The sequence below is a fragment of the Rhodospirillales bacterium RIFCSPLOWO2_02_FULL_58_16 genome, from assembly GCA_001830425.1.
Classification (GTDB): Bacteria; Pseudomonadota; Alphaproteobacteria; order Rhodospirillales; family 2-02-FULL-58-16; genus 2-02-FULL-58-16.
In genome coordinates this window covers 1-21355 of sequence record MIAA01000038.1, presented here as the reverse complement: position 1 = coordinate 21355, position 21355 = coordinate 1, and the positions used below count along the sequence as shown (strand labels likewise).

Sequence of the window (21355 nt, the reverse complement as noted above, 5' to 3'; positions counted from 1 at the left end):
TTTTGTGACCTTCTAGTGGAGTCACTCCATCAGCCGTCGGCGTTGATGCGGTCGATGATTTGCTGTCGGACATGGTCGGCATGGGCGTTGTCCACCTGACAGGTGCCGGCGGCTACATGGCCGCCGCCGCCATATTTCAACATCAGCTCGCCGATGTTGGTTTTTGAGGCGCGGTTGATGATGGACTTGCCGACGGCGAACACGGTCACTTCCTTGCGCAGGCCCCACATCACATGGATGGAAACGGCGGCTTCGGGGTTAAGAGCGTAGATCATAAAGCGGTTGACCGGGTAGATGACTTCTTCCTCGCGCAGATCGATGACAACCACTTTGCCGTTGACGGCCGAGCAACGCCTCAACTGGAACTCGGCATCCTCGTCATGGGCGATGTACAGCTCAAGGCGCTCCCTGACGTCGGGAATCCTGAGTATTTCCTCGACCGGATGTTGGCGGCAATAGATGATCATGTCCATCATCAACTGATCGTTGGAAACGGCAAAATCCCTGAAACGGCCTAGGCCTGTGCGCGGATCAAGCAGGAAGTTAAGCATCGTCCAGCCGGTGGGGGCCAGAATGTCTTCGCTTGAATACTGGGCCGAGTCGGCTTGATCGACCGCCTCCATCAGGCCGTTGGGAATATGGGGAAACGTTTTTGCGCCGCCGTAGTAACTATAGACGACGCGGGCCGCCGAGGGGGCGGCGGCGTCGATGACGTGATTGTCTTTCTTGCCGACGCGAATGGTTTCGCTGAGGTGATGGTCAAAGCATAAATGCACCCCATCCACATACGGCAGGTTGGTGGTGATGTCGTTATCGCTGATATCGACCTTGCCGTCCTGCATATCCTTGGGATGGACGAACTTGACCTCGCTGATCATGTCCAGCTCCTTGAGCAGGACGGCGGCGACGATGCCGTCAAAATCAGCGCGCGTCACCAAGCGGTATTTTTTATCGGACAACCTTATTCCTCCTGGGCCTTTACGATCAGGCGTTCTTCCCGCCGTGGCCATCGGCGACCACTTGCTCAAGATAAGCCTCGTATCGCAGCAACTCAAAGCATTTTTCGTGGGCGCCGCGCAAGTCGTTGTCGATGAGGCATTCGCCGATATCGGCCATGATCATTCCGGTCGAGGGAACCTCGGTGACCAGTTCGCGGGACAATTTCAGCAACGACTTGTAGTTTTGCTCGAAGGAGCCGGGGTTAATATACATGCAGGTAATCATGTAATAAATCTTGAGTGACGGAGTATTCGCGTCTTCAGCCCTGATGATATGCTTTCCACGCAGCACCGGCCCCTCTCCCTCGACAAGCAGCTCAACAGGAACGTCGTTGACGTTGGTCACCACCATGTCGCCGATGATTCCATTTTCGCCGGCGTCCAGAATCAATGTGTTTTTCGCCATTCCCCATCGTCCTTTTTCAAGACCTGAAACTCATCGGCGTCGCCATGATAGAGAATCGGCGCTCGCATGAAAAGCATTGGTTTTATATTTAACAACCCGCCTTTGTCTATCTATCGTTACCGCAAGACAAGTAAAAAAACATATGAATTAACATAAAATTTTAATTATAAATACAAATAAAGTATAATCAATTATAACAATTGACTAATATAGCAAATAATGTATAATATAGTTCATCATTGAAAAGAGATATTTGGACAGCAGGAGAGTACGGCCATGATTAAACATTCATTATTTTTATTGCCGCTTACTCTCGTTGCCGGATGCGCCATGCCGCTTCCGGTCCAGCTCGCCTCATGGGTATCTGACGGGATCAGTTTTCTGACGACCCAAAAATCCGTTTCCGATCATGTGATTTCTATCGCCGTGAAAAAGGACTGCGCCGTCTGGCGGGTGATCGCCGGGTATCGTTTATGTGACGAGGCGGCTGTTGATGTCATGACGGCGTCGGCGGGGAGCAATCTTTATGCGGCGTCGGCGTCCCCCGGAAGCGGCGTATTGCCCGAAGATGATATATCGGAAATCGCCGGTTTCGAGACCTCATCCGGCGGCGATGCCGGGATTCCCGTCGTCGATTTCATGGACGCCGCCGTAAATAAATCGGCGAAACGCCTGATCGTCAGGCAGGACGTGAACATGAGGGCCGGACCTGCGGGAAAATCAAAAGTGCTGACCGCCATAATCAATGGTCAGGAGGTTCGGTTCATCGACGAGCGGCGCGGATGGCGTCTGGTCGAGTACCGGACGCCACGGCAGGGCCGGTCTTTTACCGGCTGGATCGATGGGGATTATTTGAAGTTTAAGGGCTGAGTTTGGTTATTTGACTGGAGGAGTAGGCCATGTTTACCCGCACCCTGTTTCTTTTATCGACGGTTCTGGTCGGCGCCTGCACCTTGCCGGCGCAGTTGAGTTACGGCAGGACGAGCAACCCGGCGCCCTCTGCGGATAAGGATATCCTGGCATTGGCCGGCTTTGAAACGTCTGCGGGCGGCGTTAACGGTAAGTCTTCGGAGAAATTGTACGTCGTCACCACCGGCGTGAACATGAGGGATGGACCGGCGGTTAAATTTGATGTGGTAAATGTCCTTCGCGCAAAACAGGAGGTCGTTATCACCGCCGAGCAAGGTAAATGGTTTCAAGTTGAATTCAGGCCCTCGCCGAAAAGCCAAGCCGTATCCGGCTGGGTCGCCAGGGACTTCCTGAAGGTGAAAGGCTGATCAGCCTGCCGCCAGTTTTTTCAGCAGGTTCAGGGCCGTTTCAACGCTTTGCATTCTGACTTCATCGCGGTCGCCGGCGAAACGGCAACATTGGTGCAGAGTCGCGCCGCCGCGCCGCGCCGCCGCCACATGAACCAGCCCCACCGGCTTTTCCGCCGATCCGCCGCCGGGGCCGGCGATGCCGGTGACGGCGACGCTTAAATCCGCCGATGAATTGTTCAGCGCTCCCTCGGCCATGGCGCGGGCCACCGATTCGCTGACGGCGCCGCTACGTTCAATGAGGGCGGCCTCGACGCCGAGCATCTCGGCCTTGGCCCGATTCGCATAAGCGACGAAACCACGGTCAACCACGTTCGATGCGCCGGGGATGGCGGTAAGGCATCCCATGACCAGACCGCCGGTGCAGGATTCGGCGGCGGCGATACGCAGTCCGCCGGCGACGCAGGCGGCGATCACTTCCTTGGCGAGTTCGAGCGAATTTTCGGAGAACGCCATCTTATCCGCCGAGCCAGGGCGCTATAAGATAAAGGACAAGCGCCGCGTATGCGGCGGCAAATATATCATCCAACATTACTCCCAGGCCTCCGGCGACCTTGCGGTCGGCCCATGACGCCGGCCACGGCTTCAGAATGTCAAAAAGGCGGAAAAGGATAAATCCCGCAGCGTAAAGCACAGGATCAGGGGTAACCGCCAGCAAGGTCAGCCATTGGCCGACTACCTCGTCAATAACGACGGGACCGGGGTCATGGACGCCGCTTTTGCGGATATAAACACCGGCGCTCCAGACGCCCGCCGCGAAGACGGCGACGGCGGCGACGGCCAATCCGGGGCGACCGCAAAGCTGGAAAATCAGCCAGGCGAAGGGCAGGGCCGCCAGCGAACCCCATGTTCCCGGCGCCTTGGGCAGATACCCGGAACCGAACCATGTGGCCAGGAAAACAGCCGGATGGCGCAAGCTCGGCCTTTCCTTTGATGCGCTGTCGGTTGTCACAAGGATTCACCTCTTTATTTCCAAGCCGATATGATCATAAAACCATTATTCCTCGGCAGACGAAACAATAACCCGTTAAAACGCCGAATCTGAATTTAGTTGTTTACAGGCATAATGAGCTTGCAAGGTGCGGCGCCAATCGGTAGGTTTCCCCCTCAGTTAAGTATTTTTTAAGCATTGAGGTGGACATCGGCGCTTTTGTGGCGCCGGACAGCAAAGACGGCGCTCCCGAAATTAATAATATTCCTCTTTAGAACTTCACGGAGGAAATGGCGTAAAAGACCTGGGGGGGCGCAAAAAAAGTGGAGGGGAACACGATGGCGGGGATCAGCTTGCGTTTGAGCCGAAGCAGAAGTTCTAAAATGCTACGTCAGTTTAAGGAGTTGCTTCAGCGCCTTTTCCCGGAAAGGCAGGTACATCTTCGCACCAATGGCCGTGTTTCCTTTATCAAGTTATCACAGGCCGCACAGATAACCTGTGCGCTTTTGTTTGTTGTTGCGCTCGGCTGGGTATCTTTCACCACCAGCCGCTTTGTGTTTCACGACTATATTATTTCCAGTAAAGACAGCCAGATCGCCAATGCCCGCATGGCTTACAAGAGTCTGCTCGGCGAGGTGTCCGAGTATCAGAAGAAGTTTACCTCGGTCACCAGGGATATTGAGGAAAATCGCGGTTTGATGCTGGGCCTCATCGAACAGAACACATCATTTCAACAGTCTTTGAAAACGGCGAAGTCCAGGCTGGGCGATGCCGAAGCCGAACGTGAAAAGGTTATCGCCACCAGCGAATATCTGAAAAATCAGCTTAACGACACGGAAAGCGCCATGCGGGCCGCGACCAGCGCCGGCCAGTCGCTTAAGAAAAATCTTGACGCCGTCGAAGTCGATCTTCAGGCCGCCCTGTCGGAACGCAATCAGGCTCTGTTCAAGAGCAATCAGATGCAGCGGAACATTGAGGAGCTGGAAACGCGACTCGCCGGCATGCAGGAAACGGAACGCGACGCCGTGCAGCGGTTGACCAGCGGCACGGTTAACTTCATCGAATCCATGCAGAAAGTCGTCCAACTGACCGGGCTGAAAGTTGACAAACTCCTCGGCGCCGAAGGTTCTTCGCCGATCGGGCAGGGCGGTCCTTTCATCGCCGCTGTTCCTGACGCCCTTCCCGCCGGACAACTCAAAGCCGATCTCAACGTTCTTGACGGCTATTTGCAACGCTCCGAGGCTTTGCAGGTGGTTATGCGAAAGCTCCCCCTCGCGTCGCCGTTGAGCGCTTATCGCATAACCAGCACTTACGGAAAGCGGCGTGATCCGATCAATAAAAAATGGGCGACTCATTATGGTCTTGATCTGGGGGCGCCTTTTAAGTCTGTGGTCTATTCCACCGCTCCCGGAACGGTTACTTTCGTCGGCTGGAACGATAACTACGGAAAGATGGTGGAGGTCGATCACGGCGCGGGGATCAAAACCCGCTACGCCCACCTTCATAAGGCGCTTGTCGGCATCGGACAGAAGGTCAATTTCCGTGACCAGCTCGGCCAAGTCGGCAATACAGGACGCAGCACCGGGTCCCATCTTCATTACGAGGTAATCTTCAAGGGCAAACCCAGGAATCCTTCAATGTTCATCAGGGCCGGACGGCATGTTTTCAAGGACTAGCAACGGCGCCGGCAAGGCGGCTTCTTCCTCATCCGCCAAGGCGGCCGCCCCTTCGATTATCAGCTCGGACCTTCGCATCACCGGCGATCTTAACAGCGAGGGCGAGATTCAGGTCGACGGCGTTATCGAGGGCGACATCCGATCCGATGTTTTACTTGTCGGCGAGACAGCGACCATCAAGGGCGATATCTTTTGCGACAGCGTGCATATCCACGGCACGGTCAACGGCCAGATCAAGGCCCGCGCCGTTGATCTGGCCAAAACTGCCCACGTCGTCGGGGATATCCTCCACGAGGATCTGTCCATTGAGACCGGAGCCTTCCTGGAAGGGATGTGCAAGCGTATTCCTATGAAAAAAGACGATAATGAAAACAAGATCAACTTTATCGTCAAGGATTCGCTTAAGTCGCTGGGCGCTCCCGTCGCCGGCGACGCCCCCAAGAAAGCCGCCGGCGGCGTCTGATTTTACTTTTACCGACCGGCGCCGCCGCTTTGAAAGAATTCCTCCCCCTTGCTTCAACTATCGTATTCACACATCTTCGATTTTGATTCGAAATGGAACCCCTGATGGCCTTTTTCGATTCTTTTTGGAATGTGTAGCGCATGAGCGGCGCAAGAATCGGAATCGAAAATTGGCTTAAACTGAGATGTGTGAATACAATAGCTTGCTTCAAGGGGGAGGTCAGGAGGGGGTCGAAGAAGGAATTATCAGCCTGTGTGTTTTGACACAGAGGCACAGAGGCGCAGAGAAGATTAGGCGAAGTTTTCTTCCTGTTTTTTCTTTTTTTCTATCTTCCTCTGTGTCTCAGTGCCTCTGTTCATAAAACAGTGCTTATTCCGGTCAACGCGCCGGGCGTTAGGGGTATCGGCAGCAACCTCCCCCAACCCCTTCTTGGTAAGGAGGGGAAAGTGGCAGCGCCGCTTTGCGGCGTTCACTCTCCATACTTGAAGGGCAATTGGCGGGCGCCGCCGAAGGCCAGTTCGGAATGCCTGGACCAGCCGATAGCCTTGCGGCGGAAGTCAAGGAAGCTTTTGTAAATCTTCATTGTTATCTTGTCGCCGGCGGCGGCTTCATTGACCAGCCTGCCCGATGCGTCGCCGAAGGCTTCAAGCGCCGAATCAGGGAATCGGCGCAACTTGACCTTGTGTTCCTTAACCATGAGTTCAAGGGATTCCGCGTTGCGGACGGTGAATTCGGCGGATAACGCCGCGTTTTCCGCCGCCGTCGCCGTTTCAATAAGACGTTGGTGTCCTCGTGGCATTTTATCCCAGGTAATCAGGTTGACGGCGGCGCTTAACGCCAATCCGGGCTTATGAAACCCAGGGTAATAATAATATTTGGCCGCCTGATGCAGACCGAGAGCCATATCGTTCCAAGGCCCGAACCATTCAACGGCGTCAATAGCGCCTGAACGCAGGCTGTTGACAATCTCGCCGGGCGGCAGGGACGAGACCTTGGCGCCGAAGCGGTTCAGCACCTCGCCGCCGGGGTCAGACATGCTGATTTTCAGGCGCGAGAAGTCACTGACGGCATTGATTTCTTTATTGAACCATCCGCCCATCCGGCCGCCCGTATTGCCGGCCTGAAACGGTTTCAGGTTAAACGAGGCCGACAGTTCGTCCCAAAGCGGTTGGCCGCCGCCGAACTGAAGCCAGGCGTTCATTTCGGTTGCGCTCATGCCGAAGGGTACGGCGGAGAAGAAGTCATAGGCCCTCGACTTGCCCCGCCAGTAGTGCTCCGAGGCGTGATACATATCGGCGAAACCGCTGGCGACGGCGTCAAACGATTCTTGCGGCGGGACCAATTCGCCGGCGGCGAAAACCTTGACGTTGAGTTCGCCGCCGCTCAAGTCGTTGATCCGTTTGGCCAGGCGCTCGGCGCCGGCGGCTAATCCCGGAAGATTCCTGGGCCAGACAGTAACCATTTTCAGGTCACGGGTTTCCCTGGCGACGGCGGGGGCGGGGAAGGAGGCAACGGCCCCGGCGATAACGGTGTTTTTAAGGAATTGCCGACGTTTCATGAAATTATTCCCTATTAAATGGTTCGCCATCCTTCCGGCGAATATGTTTGTAGGGGATGGAAAGCGGCCTTGTAAGACATTTTCGGACAATCTTTGATCCAAAACCCCAGATACGCATAATCGAGTCCTTGTTCCTTGGCGCGCCGCAAAATCCACAGGACCATGTAAACGCCGAGGCTTTGCCTACCGTGGGCGGGATCAAAGAAGCTGTAGACGGCTGACAGGCCATGGCGAACGCGGTCGATCAGGCAGGCCGCGACCAATTTAAGTTCAGGGTCGCGGAACTCGATGATCGACGTTTCGACAGGAGTGTCCTCAATCATCGCCTGATAGTCAAAATAGGTCATTTTGACCATGTCGCCGTCGCCATGACGTGATTGCTGGTAGGCGGAGAACAGCTCGAACTGCTCTTTTGTGGCGGCGGCGGGCATTTCCACGCTTCGTAAAGTATCATTCAATTTCCATATGCGTCGTTGCGAGCGCGACGGCTTGAACTCAGCGACCGGGACGCGAACGGCGGCGCAGGCTTCACATTCAGGACAGGCGGGAACGTAAGCGATGGCGTGACTGCGGCGGTATCCGGCCAGAGAAAGATCGCTGTATGTAGAGGCGGCGTCGCGACCGACCAACTCCGTCACCACTCTGCGCTCGTCCCGGCCGGGAAGGTAGGGGCACGGCAAGGAAGCGGTGGTAAAGAAGAAGCGGGAGCGATTAATCGACTTGTGTTTCGCAGCGTTCATTACTTGGCGGGCGGCGGCGGAGATGAAGGAGCCAATATTTCGACCTTGGGCTGGGTTTTGTCTACAGACTGAGCCGGGTCCTGGGCCTGTGGCGCCGCCCCCTCCGGCTGTTGGGTTCCCGCCGCCTCGCCTTTTCCGGTTCCGCGCAGCAGAATGATGCTCAGACGCCGGTTTTTTGGGTCTTTTGGGTTATCCTTGAGCAGAGGATCGGTTTCCGCCTTGCCGACCACCCTGCCGACCCTTTCAAAGGGGACGCCGTAATGAAGCAGGGCGCGGCGGGCGGCGTTGGCGCGATCCGCCGACAGTTCCCAGTTGCTGTATCCGGTGTCGGAGACGAACGGAACGGCGTCGGTGTGGCCGGAAATCGCCAGTTTTTGCGGCATGGTTGCGACCACCTTGCCTACCAGCTCCAGCAGTTTCTGGGTATGAAGGTACATATTGGCCGAGCCGCTGGGAAACATGGCGAGGCCTTTCTGATCGACAAGCTGGATGCGCAGCCCTTCCGGGGTGTTGTCGATAAGCAGGCTTTCCTTGACCTGCCTGAGGGAAGGAATGTTATTGATGGTGTCTTTCAGTTCTTGCGCGGCCTCCTCGAATTGCTCTTCCTCCAGTTTTTTTAGTTCCTCCTCGGTCGCGTTAACGGCGGCGTCGGCGGCGGCGCCGGCTTCACCGCCGGAACCGGCCCTCGGCGGCGGCAGGTCCATGGTGACGCTGGCCTGGGAGCTGGAAGCGGTCATCTGTCCTTCCACGGCCAGCACTTTGCCGCCGAGGACGCCTCCGGAACCACTGGACTGGGAGGAAGCTGAAACCGGCGCGAAGTGGTCGGCAATGCCTTCCAACTGTTCCTGGGTGACCGAATTCAACAGCCAAAGCAGAAGAAAGAAGGCCATCATCGCCGTTACGAAGTCGGCATAGGCGATCTTCCAGGCGCCGCCGGAGTGGCCTCCGCCTTTTTTGATGATCTTCTTGACGATGATCGGTTGAGCTTTATCGGCCATTATGAAAGCCTAGCTTGGCGAAGGCAGATTTCCTATCATTTCCTCCACCTCGGCAAATGTCGGGCGGACGGTGCTGCCTAACGTCTTGCGGGCGAATTCAACGGAAACCTGGGGGGCATAGCCCTGCATATGAGCGATGATCCCGGTCTTGATGCAGGTGAAATAGCGGGAATCGGCTTCAAATGACTTGCCTACGGAAGTAGCCACCGGCCCCATGAAGCCGTACGACATCAAAATTCCGGAAAAGGTTCCCACCAAGGCGCCGCCGATGAGATGTCCCAACACTTCCGGCGGCTCGGTAATCGATCCCATGGTGTGGATGACGCCGAGCACGGCGGCGACGATGCCCAGCGCCGGAACGCCGTCAGCCATGCTGGAAAGGGCGCCGACGATGGCGTGACTTTCATCATGATGGATTTCCAGTTCATGGTCGATAATGTCGCCGACTTCGTGGGCATTGCTGGTGCCGAGAGTCAACAGCCGCAGGTAATCGCACAGAAACTCGACGGCGTGGTGATCCCCGAGAAATTTCGGGAACTGGGCGAACAGCGCGCTGTCATGCGGCTTTTCGATATGCCCTTCCAGCGCCAGATCGCCCTTGGTCTTGGCCAGCTTGAACAAGGAGTAAAGCAGGCCGATCAGCTCCATATAGCTGTCCTTGCCGTGTTTGGGGCCTTTGATCAGGGTGCCGCTGAAGGCCTTGCCGACGCCCGTCAACACCTGTTTGGGGCTGGCGATAACGAACGCCCCCAGCATGCCGCCGAAGATAATTACGAACTCGAAGGGCTGCCAAAGGACGCCCAGATGGCCGCCGTTCGCCATGTAGCCGCCGAGGACGCTGGCGACAACTATAATCAACCCGACAATAAATAACATTCAAAAAACCTTGGCAACCTATTGATTTTTCACGCTTCGCGTATCTATTTACTTGCAGGGAAGTCCTTGTTCGGCGACTCGGATAATGACGTTACGCTATTTTTCTTTTCGAGAGGATACAAGCATTCATTTACATTCAGCCCGCGCCCGGTCAATACCCGAAAATGTTATCTAATTGAAATCATACTAAATTACCACGATTTTTGGACCTTACGGAAGCGTTGCCGGGTAAATTATTTTTCATGGACAATTTTAATTCAAAGCGTCGTCTTTCTCCGTTAGCTGCGGCGATGCTCGCCCAGCTTGCCGCCGCCGTTTTAACGCTCGGCGGTTCATGGGGGGCGGTCGTTGTTTTCGGCAAAGTTCCGCCCTTGGCGCCGGTGCTCTTTGTTCAGGGAGGGCTGGCCGGATGGTTAGGACATCGTTTCGGGTTGGAGCGGTGGTGGCTGCCCGTCCAGTTCCTGTTTGCGCCGGCGCTGGCTCTCGGCATGTGGTTGTCGCCGCCGTCCTGGATTTATCCGGCGGCTTTTGTCGGGTTGGTTCTGGTTTATTGGAACAGCGCCGGGGAAAGGGTTCCTCTTTATCTCACCAATCGTGCGACATGGGCGGCGTTGGCCGGTTTGCTGCCCGCCAAGGCGGATTTGGTTTTTGTTGATATCGGCTGCGGTTTCGGCGGAGTTATCGCTTTTCTGGCGCGAAGCCGTCCGCAAGGGCGCTTCTACGGCATCGAGTCGGCGCCCGTTCCCTTCGCCGTGTCGTGGCTTCGCCTGAAACTTTGCGGCCCGCCAAATGCGCGCCTTATCTATGGGGATTACTGGAAAGCCGATCTGTCGCGCTATGACGTGGTTTATTGTTTCCTGTCGCCGGCGCCGATGCCGGACCTCTACCGGAAGGTCCGCGCCGAAATGCGTCCGGGCAGCGTTTTCATCAGCAACTCATTCGAGGTTCCGGATTTTCCGGCTGACGAAATCGTTACCGTCAACGACCGCCGCCGAACCCGACTGCATGTTTGGCGGATTAATTAGGGTTTCTCGTGTTGCACCGCGAAGGGGAATAGTGTGTGGCCGAATGTCCCGAGGTCGGCGCCGTAAGCCAGGGCGGCGCCATTGACGAGGCGTTGTCCAATCTCAAGAAAGCTACGGAACTTTACCTTGAGGAGTTTCCCGCTTCCGCCGGCGAGCGGCCCTGGATGACTACCATCGGTCGTTAACGGGAATCCTATTGAATCAGTATGTTACGGATTTTGTCATGCACGGGCTTGACCCGTGCAATCCATGTCTTCCGGGCACGAAAACGGCGCGAGAGAAAGACGTGGATGGCCGTGACAACCCCCGGGCTTGGACCCGGGGGCAAGACGATTTTGTATTAGCCGGGTTCATCGTCGGAGGTGTTGCTTAACAGGCGGGAAGGGAGGCCGGCGTCGTTCAACTGCGCCATGAGATGGCGGACATGCTTTACGCCCATGGTTTCGACCACCAGATCGACCTCTGTCATCTTGACCGGGATGTCCTGGAACAGGCGCTGGTGGCGGACCTCGACGATATTGCCGCCGAGGTCGCCGATCAATCCCGAGACCTTGGAAAGCAACCCCGGAGTATCGGTGATTTCGACGCGGATGCTGACCAGACGACCGTCGCGCACCAGACCGCGCATCAGGATCGAGGCCAGGACGGATGAATCGATATTGCCGCCGGAGACCACCAGCCCGACCTTTTTGCCGGCGAAACGCTTGCGGTTGCCGGCGAGCGCCGCCAAGGGAGCGGCTCCGGCGCCCTCGACGACGATGCGCTGCTCCATGACCAAGGTCTGCACGGCGCGTTCCAGGGCCTGCTCGTCGGCGAGAAAGATGTCGGCGACCAGCGTCTCCACGATGGGGCGGGTGATCTTGCCGGGATATTTTACGGCGATGCCTTCGGCCACCGTCGGGCCGCCGCCACTTAACTTCTCGCCGCGAAGGGCGCACGCCATCGACGGATAGGCGGCGGCCTGGACGCCGAATATTTCAATGCCGGGCTTGATTGCCCTGGCGGCGACGGCGATGCCCGAGATCAGTCCGCCGCCGCCGACGGGAACGATCAGCGCATCCAGATCGGGATGATCTTCCAGCATTTCCAGGCCGATGGTGCCTTGGCCGGCAATAATTGTTTCATCGTCATAGGGATGGATATGTTCGCCCGGCAGTCGGGCCGCTTTTTCATCGGCTTCGGCCAGGGTCTCGCCGTGGAATATCACCTTGGCGCCCAGCGCCTCGGTGCGGGTGATCTTGGTGAACGGCGTGCCCAGCGGCATGACGATGGTTGCCGGGATGCCGCAGCTCCTTGCAACATAGGCCACGCCCTGGGCGTGATTGCCGGCGGAAGCGGCGACGACGCCGGCCTTTTTCTTTTCCCGGTCGAGGGCGGACAGTTTGTTCAACGCTCCCCGCAGCTTGAACGAGCCGGTGTGCTGAAGATTCTCCAGCTTGAGCACAACATCGGCGCCGCACCGTTCAGACAGCACGCTTGAGGGAATACAGGGAGTCCGCAACGCCTTGCCTTTGATGACGGCGGCGGCGGCGCGGATCGTGTCGATGGTGACGGACATGGGCTAACGGCGTTTCAACATTAATATGTTTTTGGGCCGGCTGAACCCGGTCAATCCCGCTCTGTGGACAGTGCGTTCGTTGACTTTCCATGTCAAGGGGCGCACAGTTCGGACATGACTGCCGTACCCTTTGACACGCTGAGGCTTGCTCGTAAACTTGAAGCCGCCGGTTTCCAGCCGAAACAGGCCGCCGACACGGCGGAAGCTTTGGCTGAGGCAATGGCCGGAGCCGATCTGGTGACCAAGGATTATCTTGATCTGCGGCTGCGCGACCTGGAACAGCGCATGATCATCAGATTGGGGACGATGCAGGCCATACTGGTGGCGGTGGTGGCGGCCCTGGTCAAGCTTCTCTAACGGCGTTTCAATATCAATGTGTTCCTGGGCTGACCGAACCCGGTCATATACCGTCCGTCGCGCCAATCTTCCACAAGGTCGCGATAGTGACCGGACAAGGGATTGCCCGACTGGCCGGTGGCGATCATGAAGCGGGATTTGGACAGATCGGACAAGTCATAGATAACGCGCAACCCCGCCCCGTGGATATGGTCAAACGGCGTCTCCGGATTCGATACAGTGGTCGCCCCCCGGTTTACCGTGAAGTCGCCGCCGTCGCTGGCGATGGAGATGTCGGCGATTTCGCCGATCAGCGGCTTGCCGCTGAACAAGGGATGCTTGAAACGGGCCACATGGACATCGCCCCAGCTCCAGTCCTTGGGTTCATCGCCGAAACGCTTGCCCAGGTCGTCAATAACGCCCTCCAGGGTCTTGCCGAGGAGGGTTTTGCAGTCCTCGACTTCGGGGGTATTCACATTATCGCACCATTCCCCTTTTTGGTCGAGGACGGCGGCGATGAAGGCGGGGCGCAGGGTCCAGTAGGCCTCGAACATGTCGCCCAGTTCATCGGCATAGACCGCGCGGTTGAACTCGCGCAGCCAACTGTTGAAGATCAGCGGTTCCGGGCGGGCGCGGGACATGACCCCGTTCCAGACGCCAAGCATTTCCAGCGCTTGGCCGGTTTTTTCGCTTGCCGTCATCATCCCCAGCATCCGGGGCAGCAGGTCTTTGGCCATCATCGACAGGGCGTCGCTCTGGATCGCCGCCATGGCGTCCATGGTGTAGGGGCCGGCGCCGTCTATAAGGTCAAGGATGCGTTGCGCCCGGTAGTGAGTGTCCCAGGAATCGGTGATCAAATAGGGATAGTCATCTTTGACGATCTTGTTGTTGGCGGTGACGATGCGGCCTTGCGGCGGATTGAAGGCCATGGGGAGGCCGGCGTAAGGGATGAACCCCGTCCAGTCGGCTTCGCCGGTCCATCCCGGTTGAGGCTGATGGCCGCGACCGCTGCGGCGGATGGGAACCCGGCCCGGCGCCATGAAGCCGATGTTGTCGTTAATGTCCGCGTAATGCACGTTTAACTGCGGGGTTCCCATGTTCTTGAGAGCCGCCGTAAAATCATCCCATCCCTGCGCCCGGTTCAGGTAGTAGAGAGACTGGGGCGTTACATCGTCGTCGCGCAAATAGGTGGCGGCAAGGGCCAATACCTTGCCTTCGCCGACGGCCGGATTCTTTTTATCGAGAATATCGGAAATCACCGGACCGTGTCGCGTCCCGCGCACCGTCAGCGTCACGTCCTCGGCGTTAAGGACGTGAATGACCTCGTTTCGCGTCGTGAAGGGCAGGGGGCCGTCCGGGGCATGGTAGCGGTTCGGATCGTCGGAATCGATCCGCTCGACGAACAGGTCTTCCAGGTCGCTCTGGGTGCTGGTCATGCCCCAGGCGATGCTTTGATTGTGGCCGATGACGACGAAGGGAACGCCGGGAACGCCGGCGCCGGTAACCCGCAGACCGGGAGCTTCGATGTCGGCCAGATACCAAAGCACCGGCGCTCCGAAGTTAAGGTGGGGGTCATTGGCCAGCAGGGGTTTTCCGCTTGTGGTCAGCTTTCCGGTTACGGCCCAGGCGTTTGAGGCGCCGCGAGGAAGTCCCGCCGGTTCAGGCATCGCCGCCGCCAGAGCTTTCAGGGGCAAGCCTTCAAAGAGACCGGCGCTTATCGCTATAGGGCCGTCGGCCGGGTAGGGAGGCCACAACTCGGCGATCTTTTCCGGCGTCAGCCGGGCGGAGAGACGGGCGCGCAGCAGTTCATCGCTCCGGTTGCCGCTGAGTTTGATCGCCATCATCTTGCCCCACATCAGGGAATCCGAGGGACGCCACGGCTCAGGCCGGTAAAGAAGGGCGAGAAATTCAGGGGGAAGGGCGCCGGAATGGCTCTCCATCCAGGCGTTGATCCCGGCGCTATAGGCGTCAAGGGAACGGCGCACCGGCTCATCCAAAAGATTGTACTGGGCCTCAACCAGTTTGTTGATTCCCAGCATCCGCATGAAACGGTCTGAACCCAGGCCGCGCTCGCCGACCACTTCGGACAGGCGGCCGCTGCCGACGCGGCGAATCGCTTCCATCTGCCACAAGCGATCCTGGGCATGGACATAACCGAGGGCGAAATAGGCGTCTTCTTCGCTTTGCGCTTTTATATGGGGGACGCCGCGCCGGTCGCGGGTGATTTCGACATCGGCCTTGACGCCGTCGATAACCTTGACGCCTTCGACAACGGGAAGCGACGAGAACAGCCGCAAGACCCCGATTACGCCGCCCAGCAGGGCGACCAGAAGCACGCCGAGAAATATTCTTTTGAACAATTTATTCCTTCACGCGCCTTTGAGGAGCCTGGCCGCATCCAGCGCCGCGTAGGTGAGGATGCCGTCGGCTCCGGCGCGCTTGAAAGACAGCAGACATTCCATCATCGCCGTTTCGTAATTCAGGCATCCCTGGGCGGCGGCGGCCTTGAGCATGGCGTACTCGCCGCTGACGTTGTAGGCGAAGGTGGGGACGTTATAGGCGCTCTTGATGCGGTAGATAATGTCGAGATAGGGCAGTCCCGGCTTGATCAGGATCATGTCGGCGCCCTCGGTGATGTCGAGCGCCACCTCGCGCATGGCCTCTTCGCCGTTGGCCGGGTTCATTTGATAGGTTTTTTTGTCCCCGCCCTTGAGCGCCGAGGCGGAGCCTACCGCGTCGCGGAAAGGCCCGTAGAAGGCCGAGGCGTACTTGGCGGCATAGGCCATGATGGCGACCTGGGCGAACCCGGCTTCGTCCAACGCCTTGCGCACGGCGCCGACGCGGCCGTCCATCATGTCCGAGGGGGCGATGATGTCGCAGCCGGCCTCGGCCTGCGCCACCGCTTGTTTGCACAGCACCTCGACCGTTTCATCGTTGACCACATAGCCGTCCCTGACCAGGCCGTCGTGGCCGTTGCTGTTATATGGATCAAGGGCGACATCGCAGATCACGCCGATATCGGCGTGTTTTTCCTTGATGGCGCGGACGGCGCGGCATGCCAGATTGTCCGGGTTCATGGCCTCGCGGGCGTCGGGCGTCTTGAGGGCGGGGTCGATAAAGGGGAACACGGCGACTGCCGGAATCCCCAGGTCCTCGGCCTCGCCGACGGCCGCCGCCAGCAGGTCGATGGAAAACCGGTTGACGCCCGGCATCGAGGACACCGGCTCGCGCTTTCCCTTGCCGTCAATGACAAAAATCGGCCAGATCAGGTCATCGGCGCTCAGACGGTTTTCCGCCACCAGACGGCGCAGCCACGGATGACAGCGGTTGCGGCGCATGCGGGTATCGGGAAAAGCTGCTTTCAAGACGTCCAACCTCGTTTAAGGCAAGAATTAAAGTAAAGATCATTGATGTCAAGTTTGTTCCGGCGGGCGACAAGCATAGTATATGTTTGGAAACATGACGTCACCCAGGGATATCCATCTGCCGGAAGTGCTGTTCGAGTTCCAGCGAATAGGGAACGCCGTCAGGGTATGCGCCATCGACCCGATCAGCGGAACCGAGATCGTAATGGTCGGCGCTCCGGGCTGCGGCGAGAAGATTCTGAAAAAACTCGCCATCCGCAAACTCGCCTACGTCATCGCCAAACGGGCGAGGGAGAAGAAGTGAGGAAACTTGGGTTCTATTTCGAGGCCAGCCGCATCATCTCGGCCCGTAAGGCCGGTCGAAAGGAGTTGCCGTTATGACCGTTGTCAGCAAGACACTCATGCAAATTCGGCGCGAAGGGGGCGGAGCCGTGGATCGCAAACGCCTCGCCGCGACTACGGATGCCGATATTGAACGCCAGATTGCCGAGAACGCCGATACCGCGCCCGATCTTGCGACGCTGCCGTCTGTGCGCGTCATGGCGAAGTCGGTGCGCTTGCGCCTCGGACTGACCCAGGAGCAGATGGCCAAATCCCTGCGTATCAGCGTCGCCACCTTGCGTAATTGGGAGCAGGGCCGCACTCGTCCCGAAGGCCCGGCCGAGGCGCTCTTGATTGCTCTTGACAGCGACCCCAAGGCGGTGCTTCGGGCATTGGCGGGATAAATGATCTCTGATCATTTCGGATTCGAGCGGTTTCACGTCACATCCGCAGCACATCATCGGAGCATTTATATCTCCTTTGCATCGCGGAACGCTTTCCGCTAACGTTCGCCCCGCCGGCGTCGGCGTTAAGGCACCCGTAGCTCAGCTGGATAGAGCGCTGCCCTCCGAAGGCAGAGGTCGTGAGTTCGAATCTCGCCGGGTGCGCCATTCTTTTCAAGGGGGTATTATCGTCCGAATTGATTGACAAGTTCGCCAGCATGGTCATAATGATCCTTATGGTCATTATGATTTGTATGGAGTTTTTATGATCACCGAAACCAGCGCGGTCGCCTTCCGCCAAAATTTGGGCGAAATGATCAATCAGGTGCAGTATCGCCATGACTCTATTGTCATAAACAAGGATGGTCGCCCCGTTGCCGCCCTGATCGATGCATGCCTGTTTGACCGCATCCGCCGGATGCGGGAGCGGTTTGACGCCCTGGCGGCGCGCCTGTCTGATTCCTATTCCGTCGTGCCGATGGAAGACGGGGTAAAGGAAATTGAGCGGGTGGCCGCCGAGGAACGGGCCGCATCGCGCGCCGTCCGCCGCCCGCCGCAAAAAGGCTGACTCTTGCCGACTCTGCGGGTTGTTCTGGATACCAACGTCATGGTTTCAGGATTGGCCTATCCGAATAGTATCCCCGGGCGTATCGTGGCGGCGTGGCGTCAAGGCGCTATTGATGTGGCGTTGTCGCGGTTCATCCTGGACGAGTTGAGGCGCGTGTTGCCGCGCCTCAATCATCGGCTGAATTGGCGGGAGGCTGACTTCGCCGATCTGATCGACACCCTCGCTTTCAGCGTTGATCTGATTGAGCCGGTTCCCCTCGCCGACGATATCGTGGCCGATGCGGCTGATATCCCCGTGCTCGGCACCTTGCTTGCCGGCCGCGCCGATTATCTTGTCACCGGCGATCAGGATTTGTTGGCCTTGGCGGAAAGCTATCCGATCATCACTCCCGCCGAATTCTGGCGTCGCCATGGCGGATGAGTCTTGGCCTTAACTCACGCCGGGTGCGCCATTCTTTTCAAAGTGGTTTTTTTCGGTTGCTAATGTCCGGCGCAATCGGATAAAGGTTGCGGATGCGGAATGAACCGCGAGGCGACGGCTTTACGAAAGCGCTATGACCGTGGAACTGAACGAAATTCAGGCTCTTGATCTTTGGCGGCGCACCATCGTCACCGGCATCAGGCGTGACGCTCCCGACCTTTCGGCGCGGCAGATGGGGGTGCTTCTTACCGTTTACCTGACCTTGCCGCCCCATACGGTTCGCGGCCTTGCCGAGACGCTGAAAATATCCAAGCCGGCGATTACCAGGGCTGTTGACCGCTTGGGCGAGTTACAGCTTTTGCGCCGCAAGATCGACGACGAGGACCGCCGCAGCGTCTTTATCCAGCGCACGGTGCGCGGGTCGGTTTTCCTCCGCGAGTACGGCGAAATTATCTGTGAATCCGCCAAGAATCCGGGAAGCGGCGCTGACGCGATCTAAGCCGTTCGCAGGCATTGTTCGGCCTGCGGGCGGTAGTGGTGGAGGTAAAGGGGCAGGATCGCCTCCGCCGAGGTCGGGGTCATTCCCAGCGCCTTGAAGGAAAGCGCCTTCTTTCCCACGACATTATCCTTGGCCAGCAGTCTTACCTGATCCCTGGTCAGCAGGGGCGTCGGCATTTTTTCCAGAAACCAGGCATTGACCATTGCCAGGGCGAGAGGCGCCGGGACCAGAAGACGCCGCCGGGCGATCTGCTTCAGCAACAGCTCCATGATTTCCCTGTAAGTATAGACGGTGGGGCCGCCCAATTCATAGGTCTTGCCGCCGGTCGCGGGGTCGGCCAGGATTTTGGTGATGGCCTCGGCGACATCGCCGACATAGACGGGCTGGAATTTGGCGTTGCCGAAGACGGGAAGCACCGGGGAAATCATGGCCATGCCGGCGAAGAGATTAAAAAAATTATCCTCATGGCCGAAGACGACGCTGGGGCGGACGATGGAGGCGCCGGGAAAGGCCTCAATGACCGCTTTTTCTCCCGTCGCTTTGGTTCTGGCGTATTCCGACGCCGACTCTTCGTCGGCGCCGATGGCCGAAACATGGACCAGACGTTGCGCGCCGGCGGCATGGGCGGCGCGGGCGACGGCGGCGGCGCCTTCCACATGAACGCGATTGAAGGTCTTTCCCCCCCGTTGCCAAAGGATGCCGACCAGATTGACTACCGCTTGCGCCCCCGCAACGGCGGCGGCGACGCTTGGTTCATTGTTGATGTCAGCCGCCGTGATCACGATCTGACCGGGGTCGCCCAGCGGTTTCAGAAAGCGGGCGGCCTCAATGTTGCGAACCGCGACGCGGACGGCATGGCCGTCGGCGGCAAGGCGCTGAACCAGATGCCGGCCGAGAAACCCCGACCCGCCGAAAACCGTCACCTTATGACTGCTCATGATATGCTCCGTTGTTGACGGGATAATTGTAATAGGATGCCGCGCAAGTTCCAACCTTGTTGACATCCCGACTGCGGAGCGGTAACGACAGCGGTGAAACGTTAGGCCGTGGCAATATTTCCTCGGCGCCCAGGTGGCGGAATTGGTAGACGCGCAGGCTTCAGGTGTCTGTGAGGGAAACCTTGTGGAAGTTCGAGTCTTCTCCTGGGCACCATTTTAATAATTGTTTTCGAGGACGTTTCCGGTGAAAACTGAAGCAAGATCGATCAAGCTTTATCGAGGCGATCTTCCCGACGGCCTTGATCTTGGCGATTGCATCGCCGTTGATACCGAGACCATGGGCCTCAATCCCCATCGTGATCGGTTGTGTCTTGTGCAGATATCGGCGGGCGACGGCGTCTGCCACATGGTGCAGTTTGCCCGAGGCGAATACGACGCCCCCAACCTGAGGGCGGTGTTTGTCGATCCCTCGATCATCAAGATTTTCCACTACGCCCGCTTCGATCTGATGATAATCCGCCGTTTCCTGGGAGTGGCCTGCTCATCGGTTTATTGCACCAAGATCGCCTCCAAGCTCACCCGCACCTATACCGATCAGCACGGCCTCAAGAATCTGTGCCGCGAGGTGCTGGGAATCGACTTGAACAAGGAACAGCAGTCCTCGGACTGGGGGGCGCCGACGTTGTCCTCCGAGCAACTGACCTATGCCGCCGGCGACGTTCTTTTCCTGCATAAACTACGGGAAAGGCTGGACATCATGCTGGCCCGCGAAGGCCGTTCGGAGCTGGCCAAGGCCTGCTTCATGTTCGTCAACAGCCGCGTCGAACTGGATTTGAACGGCTGGCAGGAAACCGACATCTTCGCTCATTGATTTTCTGTGAAACTCCAAAGTGACCACGGAGGCGCAGAGAAGGTTCTTTCTCTATCTTTCTCTGTGTCTCTGAGCCTCTGTGGTCCATAAAACGGCGCTTCTTTCAGCGGCAATCCCCGCCTCTGCAAATTTACATGTAAGGCGATGCTTGACATATTGTCGTGTAATACTATACTTTACATGTCGTGATCAGATCGTTCAGAAACAAAGGGCTTAGGCAATTCTGGAATGAAGGCGACTCGCGTCGCCTCAGCGTTCGGAGAGATCGCCGTGTGCGGCAGATTCTGATGGCGCTTCACGCGGCGACGCAGCCGGATGATTTGAATCTGCCGGGCCTGCGGTTTCATGGTCTGCAAGGGTCGCCGAGGCGATGGTCCGTGGCGGTTACGGGTAATTGGCGGATCACCTGGTCTTGGGATGACGGCGCGGCGGATGTTGATCTTGAGGATTATCATTAGGAGATCATGATGAGCAAGAAATTGATGCCGATGCACCCTGGGGAGTTCCTGCGCGAAGTCGTTCTGCCCGGCGCGGATGTGACGAAGACCCGCATTGCGGCGATGCTGAACTTATCCCGTCAGTCCCTTTACGGCATCCTTAACGAGAGCGCGCCGGTAACGGCGCAGGTGGCGCTGCGGTTGGGGCGCTTGTTCGGCAACGCGCCGCAGTTCTGGCTCAACATGCAGGCCGAATACGATGTGGCGATCCTAAGCAGGGATATGCGCAAGGAGTTGGCCAAGATTCCGCCGCTTACTGCGGCGTAAAAATGGAATAGCCCCACGAGGCGGCTAATCCGGCGGACGCCTATTTTTTCTTCGCCTGATCAAATATGGCTGTAAGGTGTCTCACTATCTCTTGGCAGACGGGAAGATCGGGGTTTTCATCGGCAAGCCGAAAAACGTCTTCGGCGGCGCGATTTGCTTCGGCTTCATTCTTGGTTTCCATGTAGGTCAGACAGAGATTGAAGGCGGCCTTGGCCTGTTGCTCGCGTAGCGCCGGCTCGTCGGGATGGGCGGCGGCAAGGGCCTTGATCTCGCCATACCATCCCC

Annotated in this window: 27 protein-coding genes, 2 tRNA genes and 1 pseudogene; 16 read left to right on the top strand and 14 right to left on the bottom strand. The window is 57.9% G+C overall.

What is annotated here, in order from left to right:
* Positions 1 to 29 precede the first annotated feature (29 nt).
* Positions 30 to 959: an exopolyphosphatase gene (locus tag A3H92_06085; GenBank protein OHC74088.1), complete on the bottom strand. Its 930-nt coding sequence runs from the start codon at positions 957 to 959 to the stop codon at positions 30 to 32.
* 25 nt (positions 960 to 984) lie between these two features.
* Positions 985 to 1389 carry a hypothetical protein gene (locus tag A3H92_06080; GenBank protein ID OHC74087.1) on the bottom strand — a complete coding sequence of 135 codons (405 nt, stop codon included), beginning with the start codon at positions 1387 to 1389 and terminating at the stop codon, positions 985 to 987.
* Between the two features lie 291 nt (positions 1390 to 1680).
* Between A3H92_06080 and A3H92_06075 the strand changes: the two genes are divergently transcribed.
* Together A3H92_06075 and A3H92_06070 are read left to right on the top strand one after the other, a co-directional pair.
* Positions 1681 to 2274 (top strand): hypothetical protein, encoded by a 594-nt coding sequence (locus A3H92_06075; GenBank protein OHC74086.1) that lies wholly within the window; start codon positions 1681 to 1683, stop codon positions 2272 to 2274.
* Between the two features lie 29 nt (positions 2275 to 2303).
* Positions 2304 to 2681, top strand: a complete 378-nt coding sequence (locus A3H92_06070) for a hypothetical protein (protein ID OHC74085.1) — start codon at positions 2304 to 2306, stop codon at positions 2679 to 2681.
* Here the strand turns inward: A3H92_06070 and A3H92_06065 are convergent, their stop codons facing one another.
* Complete coding sequence (locus tag A3H92_06065; GenBank protein OHC74084.1) at positions 2682 to 3176, bottom strand: damage-inducible protein CinA; 495 nt, start codon at positions 3174 to 3176, stop codon at positions 2682 to 2684.
* Between the two features lies 1 nt (position 3177).
* The gene (locus A3H92_06060; GenBank protein ID OHC74098.1) at positions 3178 to 3615 is read right to left on the bottom strand and encodes a phosphatidylglycerophosphatase A; all 438 of its coding nucleotides are present in this window, start codon (positions 3613 to 3615) and stop codon (positions 3178 to 3180) included.
* Positions 3616 to 4055: 440 nt separating this feature from the next.
* Between A3H92_06060 and A3H92_06055 the strand changes: the two genes are divergently transcribed.
* Together A3H92_06055 and A3H92_06050 are read left to right on the top strand one after the other, a co-directional pair.
* Positions 4056 to 5327, top strand: a complete 1272-nt coding sequence (locus A3H92_06055; GenBank protein OHC74083.1) for a hypothetical protein — start codon at positions 4056 to 4058, stop codon at positions 5325 to 5327.
* Complete coding sequence (locus A3H92_06050) at positions 5311 to 5790, top strand: hypothetical protein (protein OHC74082.1); 480 nt, start codon at positions 5311 to 5313, stop codon at positions 5788 to 5790. The genes A3H92_06055 and A3H92_06050 overlap by 17 nt, the downstream gene beginning before the upstream one ends.
* 290 nt (positions 5791 to 6080) lie before the next feature.
* Here the strand turns inward: A3H92_06050 and A3H92_06045 are convergent, their stop codons facing one another.
* Genes A3H92_06045 through A3H92_06025 form a run of 5 tightly spaced genes read right to left on the bottom strand, consistent with a single transcriptional unit; the run spans position 6081 to position 9962 of the window.
* A complete protein-coding gene (locus tag A3H92_06045) occupies positions 6081 to 6263 on the bottom strand; it encodes a hypothetical protein (protein OHC74081.1) in 183 nt (60 codons plus the stop codon).
* Positions 6260 to 7348: an ABC transporter substrate-binding protein gene (locus A3H92_06040; protein OHC74080.1), complete on the bottom strand. Its 1089-nt coding sequence runs from the start codon at positions 7346 to 7348 to the stop codon at positions 6260 to 6262. Before A3H92_06040 ends, A3H92_06045 begins: the two co-directional genes overlap by 4 nt.
* 14 nt (positions 7349 to 7362) lie before the next feature.
* Entirely contained in the window at positions 7363 to 8088 is a 726-nt protein-coding gene (locus A3H92_06035) for an arginyltransferase (GenBank protein OHC74079.1), read from the bottom strand.
* Positions 8088 to 9086 carry a hypothetical protein gene (locus tag A3H92_06030; GenBank protein OHC74078.1) on the bottom strand — a complete coding sequence of 333 codons (999 nt, stop codon included), beginning with the start codon at positions 9084 to 9086 and terminating at the stop codon, positions 8088 to 8090. The genes A3H92_06035 and A3H92_06030 overlap by 1 nt, the downstream gene beginning before the upstream one ends.
* A 9-nt stretch (positions 9087 to 9095) precedes the next feature.
* The gene (locus A3H92_06025; GenBank protein OHC74077.1) at positions 9096 to 9962 is read right to left on the bottom strand and encodes a flagellar motor stator protein MotA; all 867 of its coding nucleotides are present in this window, start codon (positions 9960 to 9962) and stop codon (positions 9096 to 9098) included.
* A 242-nt stretch (positions 9963 to 10204) separates the two neighbouring features.
* On the opposite strand from A3H92_06025, the gene A3H92_06020 reads away from it, so the two are divergent.
* Positions 10205 to 10987 (top strand): hypothetical protein, encoded by a 783-nt coding sequence (locus tag A3H92_06020; protein ID OHC74076.1) that lies wholly within the window; start codon positions 10205 to 10207, stop codon positions 10985 to 10987.
* 340 nt (positions 10988 to 11327) lie between these two features.
* On the opposite strand, the gene A3H92_06015 is transcribed toward A3H92_06020, so the two are convergent.
* A complete protein-coding gene (locus tag A3H92_06015; protein ID OHC74075.1) occupies positions 11328 to 12545 on the bottom strand; it encodes a threonine ammonia-lyase in 1218 nt (405 codons plus the stop codon).
* 114 nt (positions 12546 to 12659) lie between these two features.
* Here A3H92_06015 and A3H92_06010 point away from each other — a divergent pair, with 114 nt between their 5' ends.
* Entirely contained in the window at positions 12660 to 12902 is a 243-nt protein-coding gene (locus A3H92_06010) for a hypothetical protein (GenBank protein ID OHC74074.1), read from the top strand.
* Here A3H92_06010 and A3H92_06005 read toward each other — a convergent pair.
* Positions 12899 to 15241, bottom strand: a complete 2343-nt coding sequence (locus A3H92_06005; GenBank protein OHC74073.1) for a hypothetical protein — start codon at positions 15239 to 15241, stop codon at positions 12899 to 12901. The genes A3H92_06010 and A3H92_06005 overlap by 4 nt on opposite strands.
* Positions 15242 to 15250: 9 nt before the next feature.
* A complete protein-coding gene (locus tag A3H92_06000; GenBank protein ID OHC74072.1) occupies positions 15251 to 16219 on the bottom strand; it encodes a delta-aminolevulinic acid dehydratase in 969 nt (322 codons plus the stop codon).
* Positions 16220 to 16340: 121 nt separating this feature from the next.
* Here A3H92_06000 and A3H92_05995 point away from each other — a divergent pair, with 121 nt between their 5' ends.
* From A3H92_05995 to A3H92_05970, 6 genes are all read left to right on the top strand, one after another.
* On the top strand, positions 16341 to 16550 hold the full coding sequence (locus A3H92_05995; protein OHC74097.1) for a hypothetical protein: 210 nt from the start codon (positions 16341 to 16343) through the stop codon (positions 16548 to 16550).
* A 73-nt stretch (positions 16551 to 16623) separates the two neighbouring features.
* Entirely contained in the window at positions 16624 to 16971 is a 348-nt protein-coding gene (locus A3H92_05990) for a hypothetical protein (GenBank protein ID OHC74071.1), read from the top strand.
* A 130-nt stretch (positions 16972 to 17101) separates the two neighbouring features.
* Positions 17102 to 17178 (top strand) — tRNA-Arg (locus A3H92_05985).
* Positions 17179 to 17275: 97 nt separating this feature from the next.
* Entirely contained in the window at positions 17276 to 17578 is a 303-nt protein-coding gene (locus A3H92_05980) for a prevent-host-death protein (GenBank protein ID OHC74070.1), read from the top strand.
* Positions 17579 to 17617: 39 nt separating this feature from the next.
* Positions 17618 to 17998 carry a putative toxin-antitoxin system toxin component, PIN family gene (locus A3H92_05975; protein ID OHC74096.1) on the top strand — a complete coding sequence of 127 codons (381 nt, stop codon included), beginning with the start codon at positions 17618 to 17620 and terminating at the stop codon, positions 17996 to 17998.
* A gap of 133 nt (positions 17999 to 18131) precedes the next feature.
* Complete coding sequence (locus tag A3H92_05970) at positions 18132 to 18497, top strand: MarR family transcriptional regulator (protein ID OHC74069.1); 366 nt, start codon at positions 18132 to 18134, stop codon at positions 18495 to 18497.
* Here A3H92_05970 and A3H92_05965 read toward each other — a convergent pair.
* The gene (locus tag A3H92_05965; GenBank protein ID OHC74068.1) at positions 18494 to 19435 is read right to left on the bottom strand and encodes a 3-beta hydroxysteroid dehydrogenase; all 942 of its coding nucleotides are present in this window, start codon (positions 19433 to 19435) and stop codon (positions 18494 to 18496) included. The genes A3H92_05970 and A3H92_05965 overlap by 4 nt on opposite strands.
* Before the next feature lie 127 nt (positions 19436 to 19562).
* On the opposite strand from A3H92_05965, the gene A3H92_05960 reads away from it, so the two are divergent.
* The 4 genes from A3H92_05960 (at position 19563) to A3H92_05945 (ending at position 21070) form a co-directional block, all read left to right on the top strand.
* A tRNA-Leu gene (locus tag A3H92_05960) sits at positions 19563 to 19649 on the top strand.
* Between the two features lie 51 nt (positions 19650 to 19700).
* Positions 19701 to 20306, top strand: coding sequence for a 3'-5' exonuclease (locus A3H92_05955; GenBank protein ID OHC74095.1), 606 nt, complete (start codon positions 19701 to 19703; stop codon positions 20304 to 20306).
* A gap of 185 nt (positions 20307 to 20491) precedes the next feature.
* Positions 20492 to 20764 carry a plasmid maintenance system killer protein gene (locus tag A3H92_05950; GenBank protein OHC74067.1) on the top strand — a complete coding sequence of 91 codons (273 nt, stop codon included), beginning with the start codon at positions 20492 to 20494 and terminating at the stop codon, positions 20762 to 20764.
* A 6-nt stretch (positions 20765 to 20770) separates the two neighbouring features.
* Positions 20771 to 21070, top strand: coding sequence for an addiction module antidote protein, HigA family (locus A3H92_05945; protein ID OHC74066.1), 300 nt, complete (start codon positions 20771 to 20773; stop codon positions 21068 to 21070).
* Between the two features lie 40 nt (positions 21071 to 21110).
* Here the strand turns inward: A3H92_05945 and A3H92_05940 are convergent.
* A pseudogene (locus A3H92_05940) lies at positions 21111 to 21355 on the bottom strand (hypothetical protein).

Excerpts from the sequence above, each read along its gene's own strand:
- A3H92_06075 (OHC74086.1), top strand. The coding sequence starts at position 1,681 with ATGATTAAACATTCATTATTTTTATTGCCGCTTACTCTCGTTGCCGGA.
- A3H92_06070 (OHC74085.1), top strand. The coding sequence starts at position 2,304 with ATGTTTACCCGCACCCTGTTTCTTTTATCGACGGTTCTGGTCGGCGCC.
- A3H92_06065 (OHC74084.1), bottom strand. The coding sequence starts at position 3,176 with ATGGCGTTCTCCGAAAATTCGCTCGAACTCGCCAAGGAAGTGATCGCC.
- A3H92_06050 (OHC74082.1), top strand. The coding sequence starts at position 5,311 with ATGTTTTCAAGGACTAGCAACGGCGCCGGCAAGGCGGCTTCTTCCTCA.
- A3H92_06040 (OHC74080.1), bottom strand. The coding sequence starts at position 7,348 with ATGAAACGTCGGCAATTCCTTAAAAACACCGTTATCGCCGGGGCCGTT.
- A3H92_06035 (OHC74079.1), bottom strand. The coding sequence starts at position 8,088 with ATGAACGCTGCGAAACACAAGTCGATTAATCGCTCCCGCTTCTTCTTT.
- A3H92_06030 (OHC74078.1), bottom strand. The coding sequence starts at position 9,086 with ATGGCCGATAAAGCTCAACCGATCATCGTCAAGAAGATCATCAAAAAA.
- A3H92_06025 (OHC74077.1), bottom strand. The coding sequence starts at position 9,962 with ATGTTATTTATTGTCGGGTTGATTATAGTTGTCGCCAGCGTCCTCGGC.
- A3H92_06020 (OHC74076.1), top strand. The coding sequence starts at position 10,205 with ATGGACAATTTTAATTCAAAGCGTCGTCTTTCTCCGTTAGCTGCGGCG.
- A3H92_06015 (OHC74075.1), bottom strand. The coding sequence starts at position 12,545 with ATGTCCGTCACCATCGACACGATCCGCGCCGCCGCCGCCGTCATCAAA.
- A3H92_06010 (OHC74074.1), top strand. The coding sequence starts at position 12,660 with ATGACTGCCGTACCCTTTGACACGCTGAGGCTTGCTCGTAAACTTGAA.
- A3H92_06000 (OHC74072.1), bottom strand. The coding sequence starts at position 16,219 with ATGCGCCGCAACCGCTGTCATCCGTGGCTGCGCCGTCTGGTGGCGGAA.
- A3H92_05995 (OHC74097.1), top strand. The coding sequence starts at position 16,341 with ATGACGTCACCCAGGGATATCCATCTGCCGGAAGTGCTGTTCGAGTTC.
- A3H92_05990 (OHC74071.1), top strand. The coding sequence starts at position 16,624 with ATGACCGTTGTCAGCAAGACACTCATGCAAATTCGGCGCGAAGGGGGC.
- A3H92_05980 (OHC74070.1), top strand. The coding sequence starts at position 17,276 with ATGATCACCGAAACCAGCGCGGTCGCCTTCCGCCAAAATTTGGGCGAA.
- A3H92_05975 (OHC74096.1), top strand. The coding sequence starts at position 17,618 with ATGGTTTCAGGATTGGCCTATCCGAATAGTATCCCCGGGCGTATCGTG.
- A3H92_05970 (OHC74069.1), top strand. The coding sequence starts at position 18,132 with ATGACCGTGGAACTGAACGAAATTCAGGCTCTTGATCTTTGGCGGCGC.
- A3H92_05965 (OHC74068.1), bottom strand. The coding sequence starts at position 19,435 with ATGAGCAGTCATAAGGTGACGGTTTTCGGCGGGTCGGGGTTTCTCGGC.
- A3H92_05945 (OHC74066.1), top strand. The coding sequence starts at position 20,771 with ATGATGAGCAAGAAATTGATGCCGATGCACCCTGGGGAGTTCCTGCGC.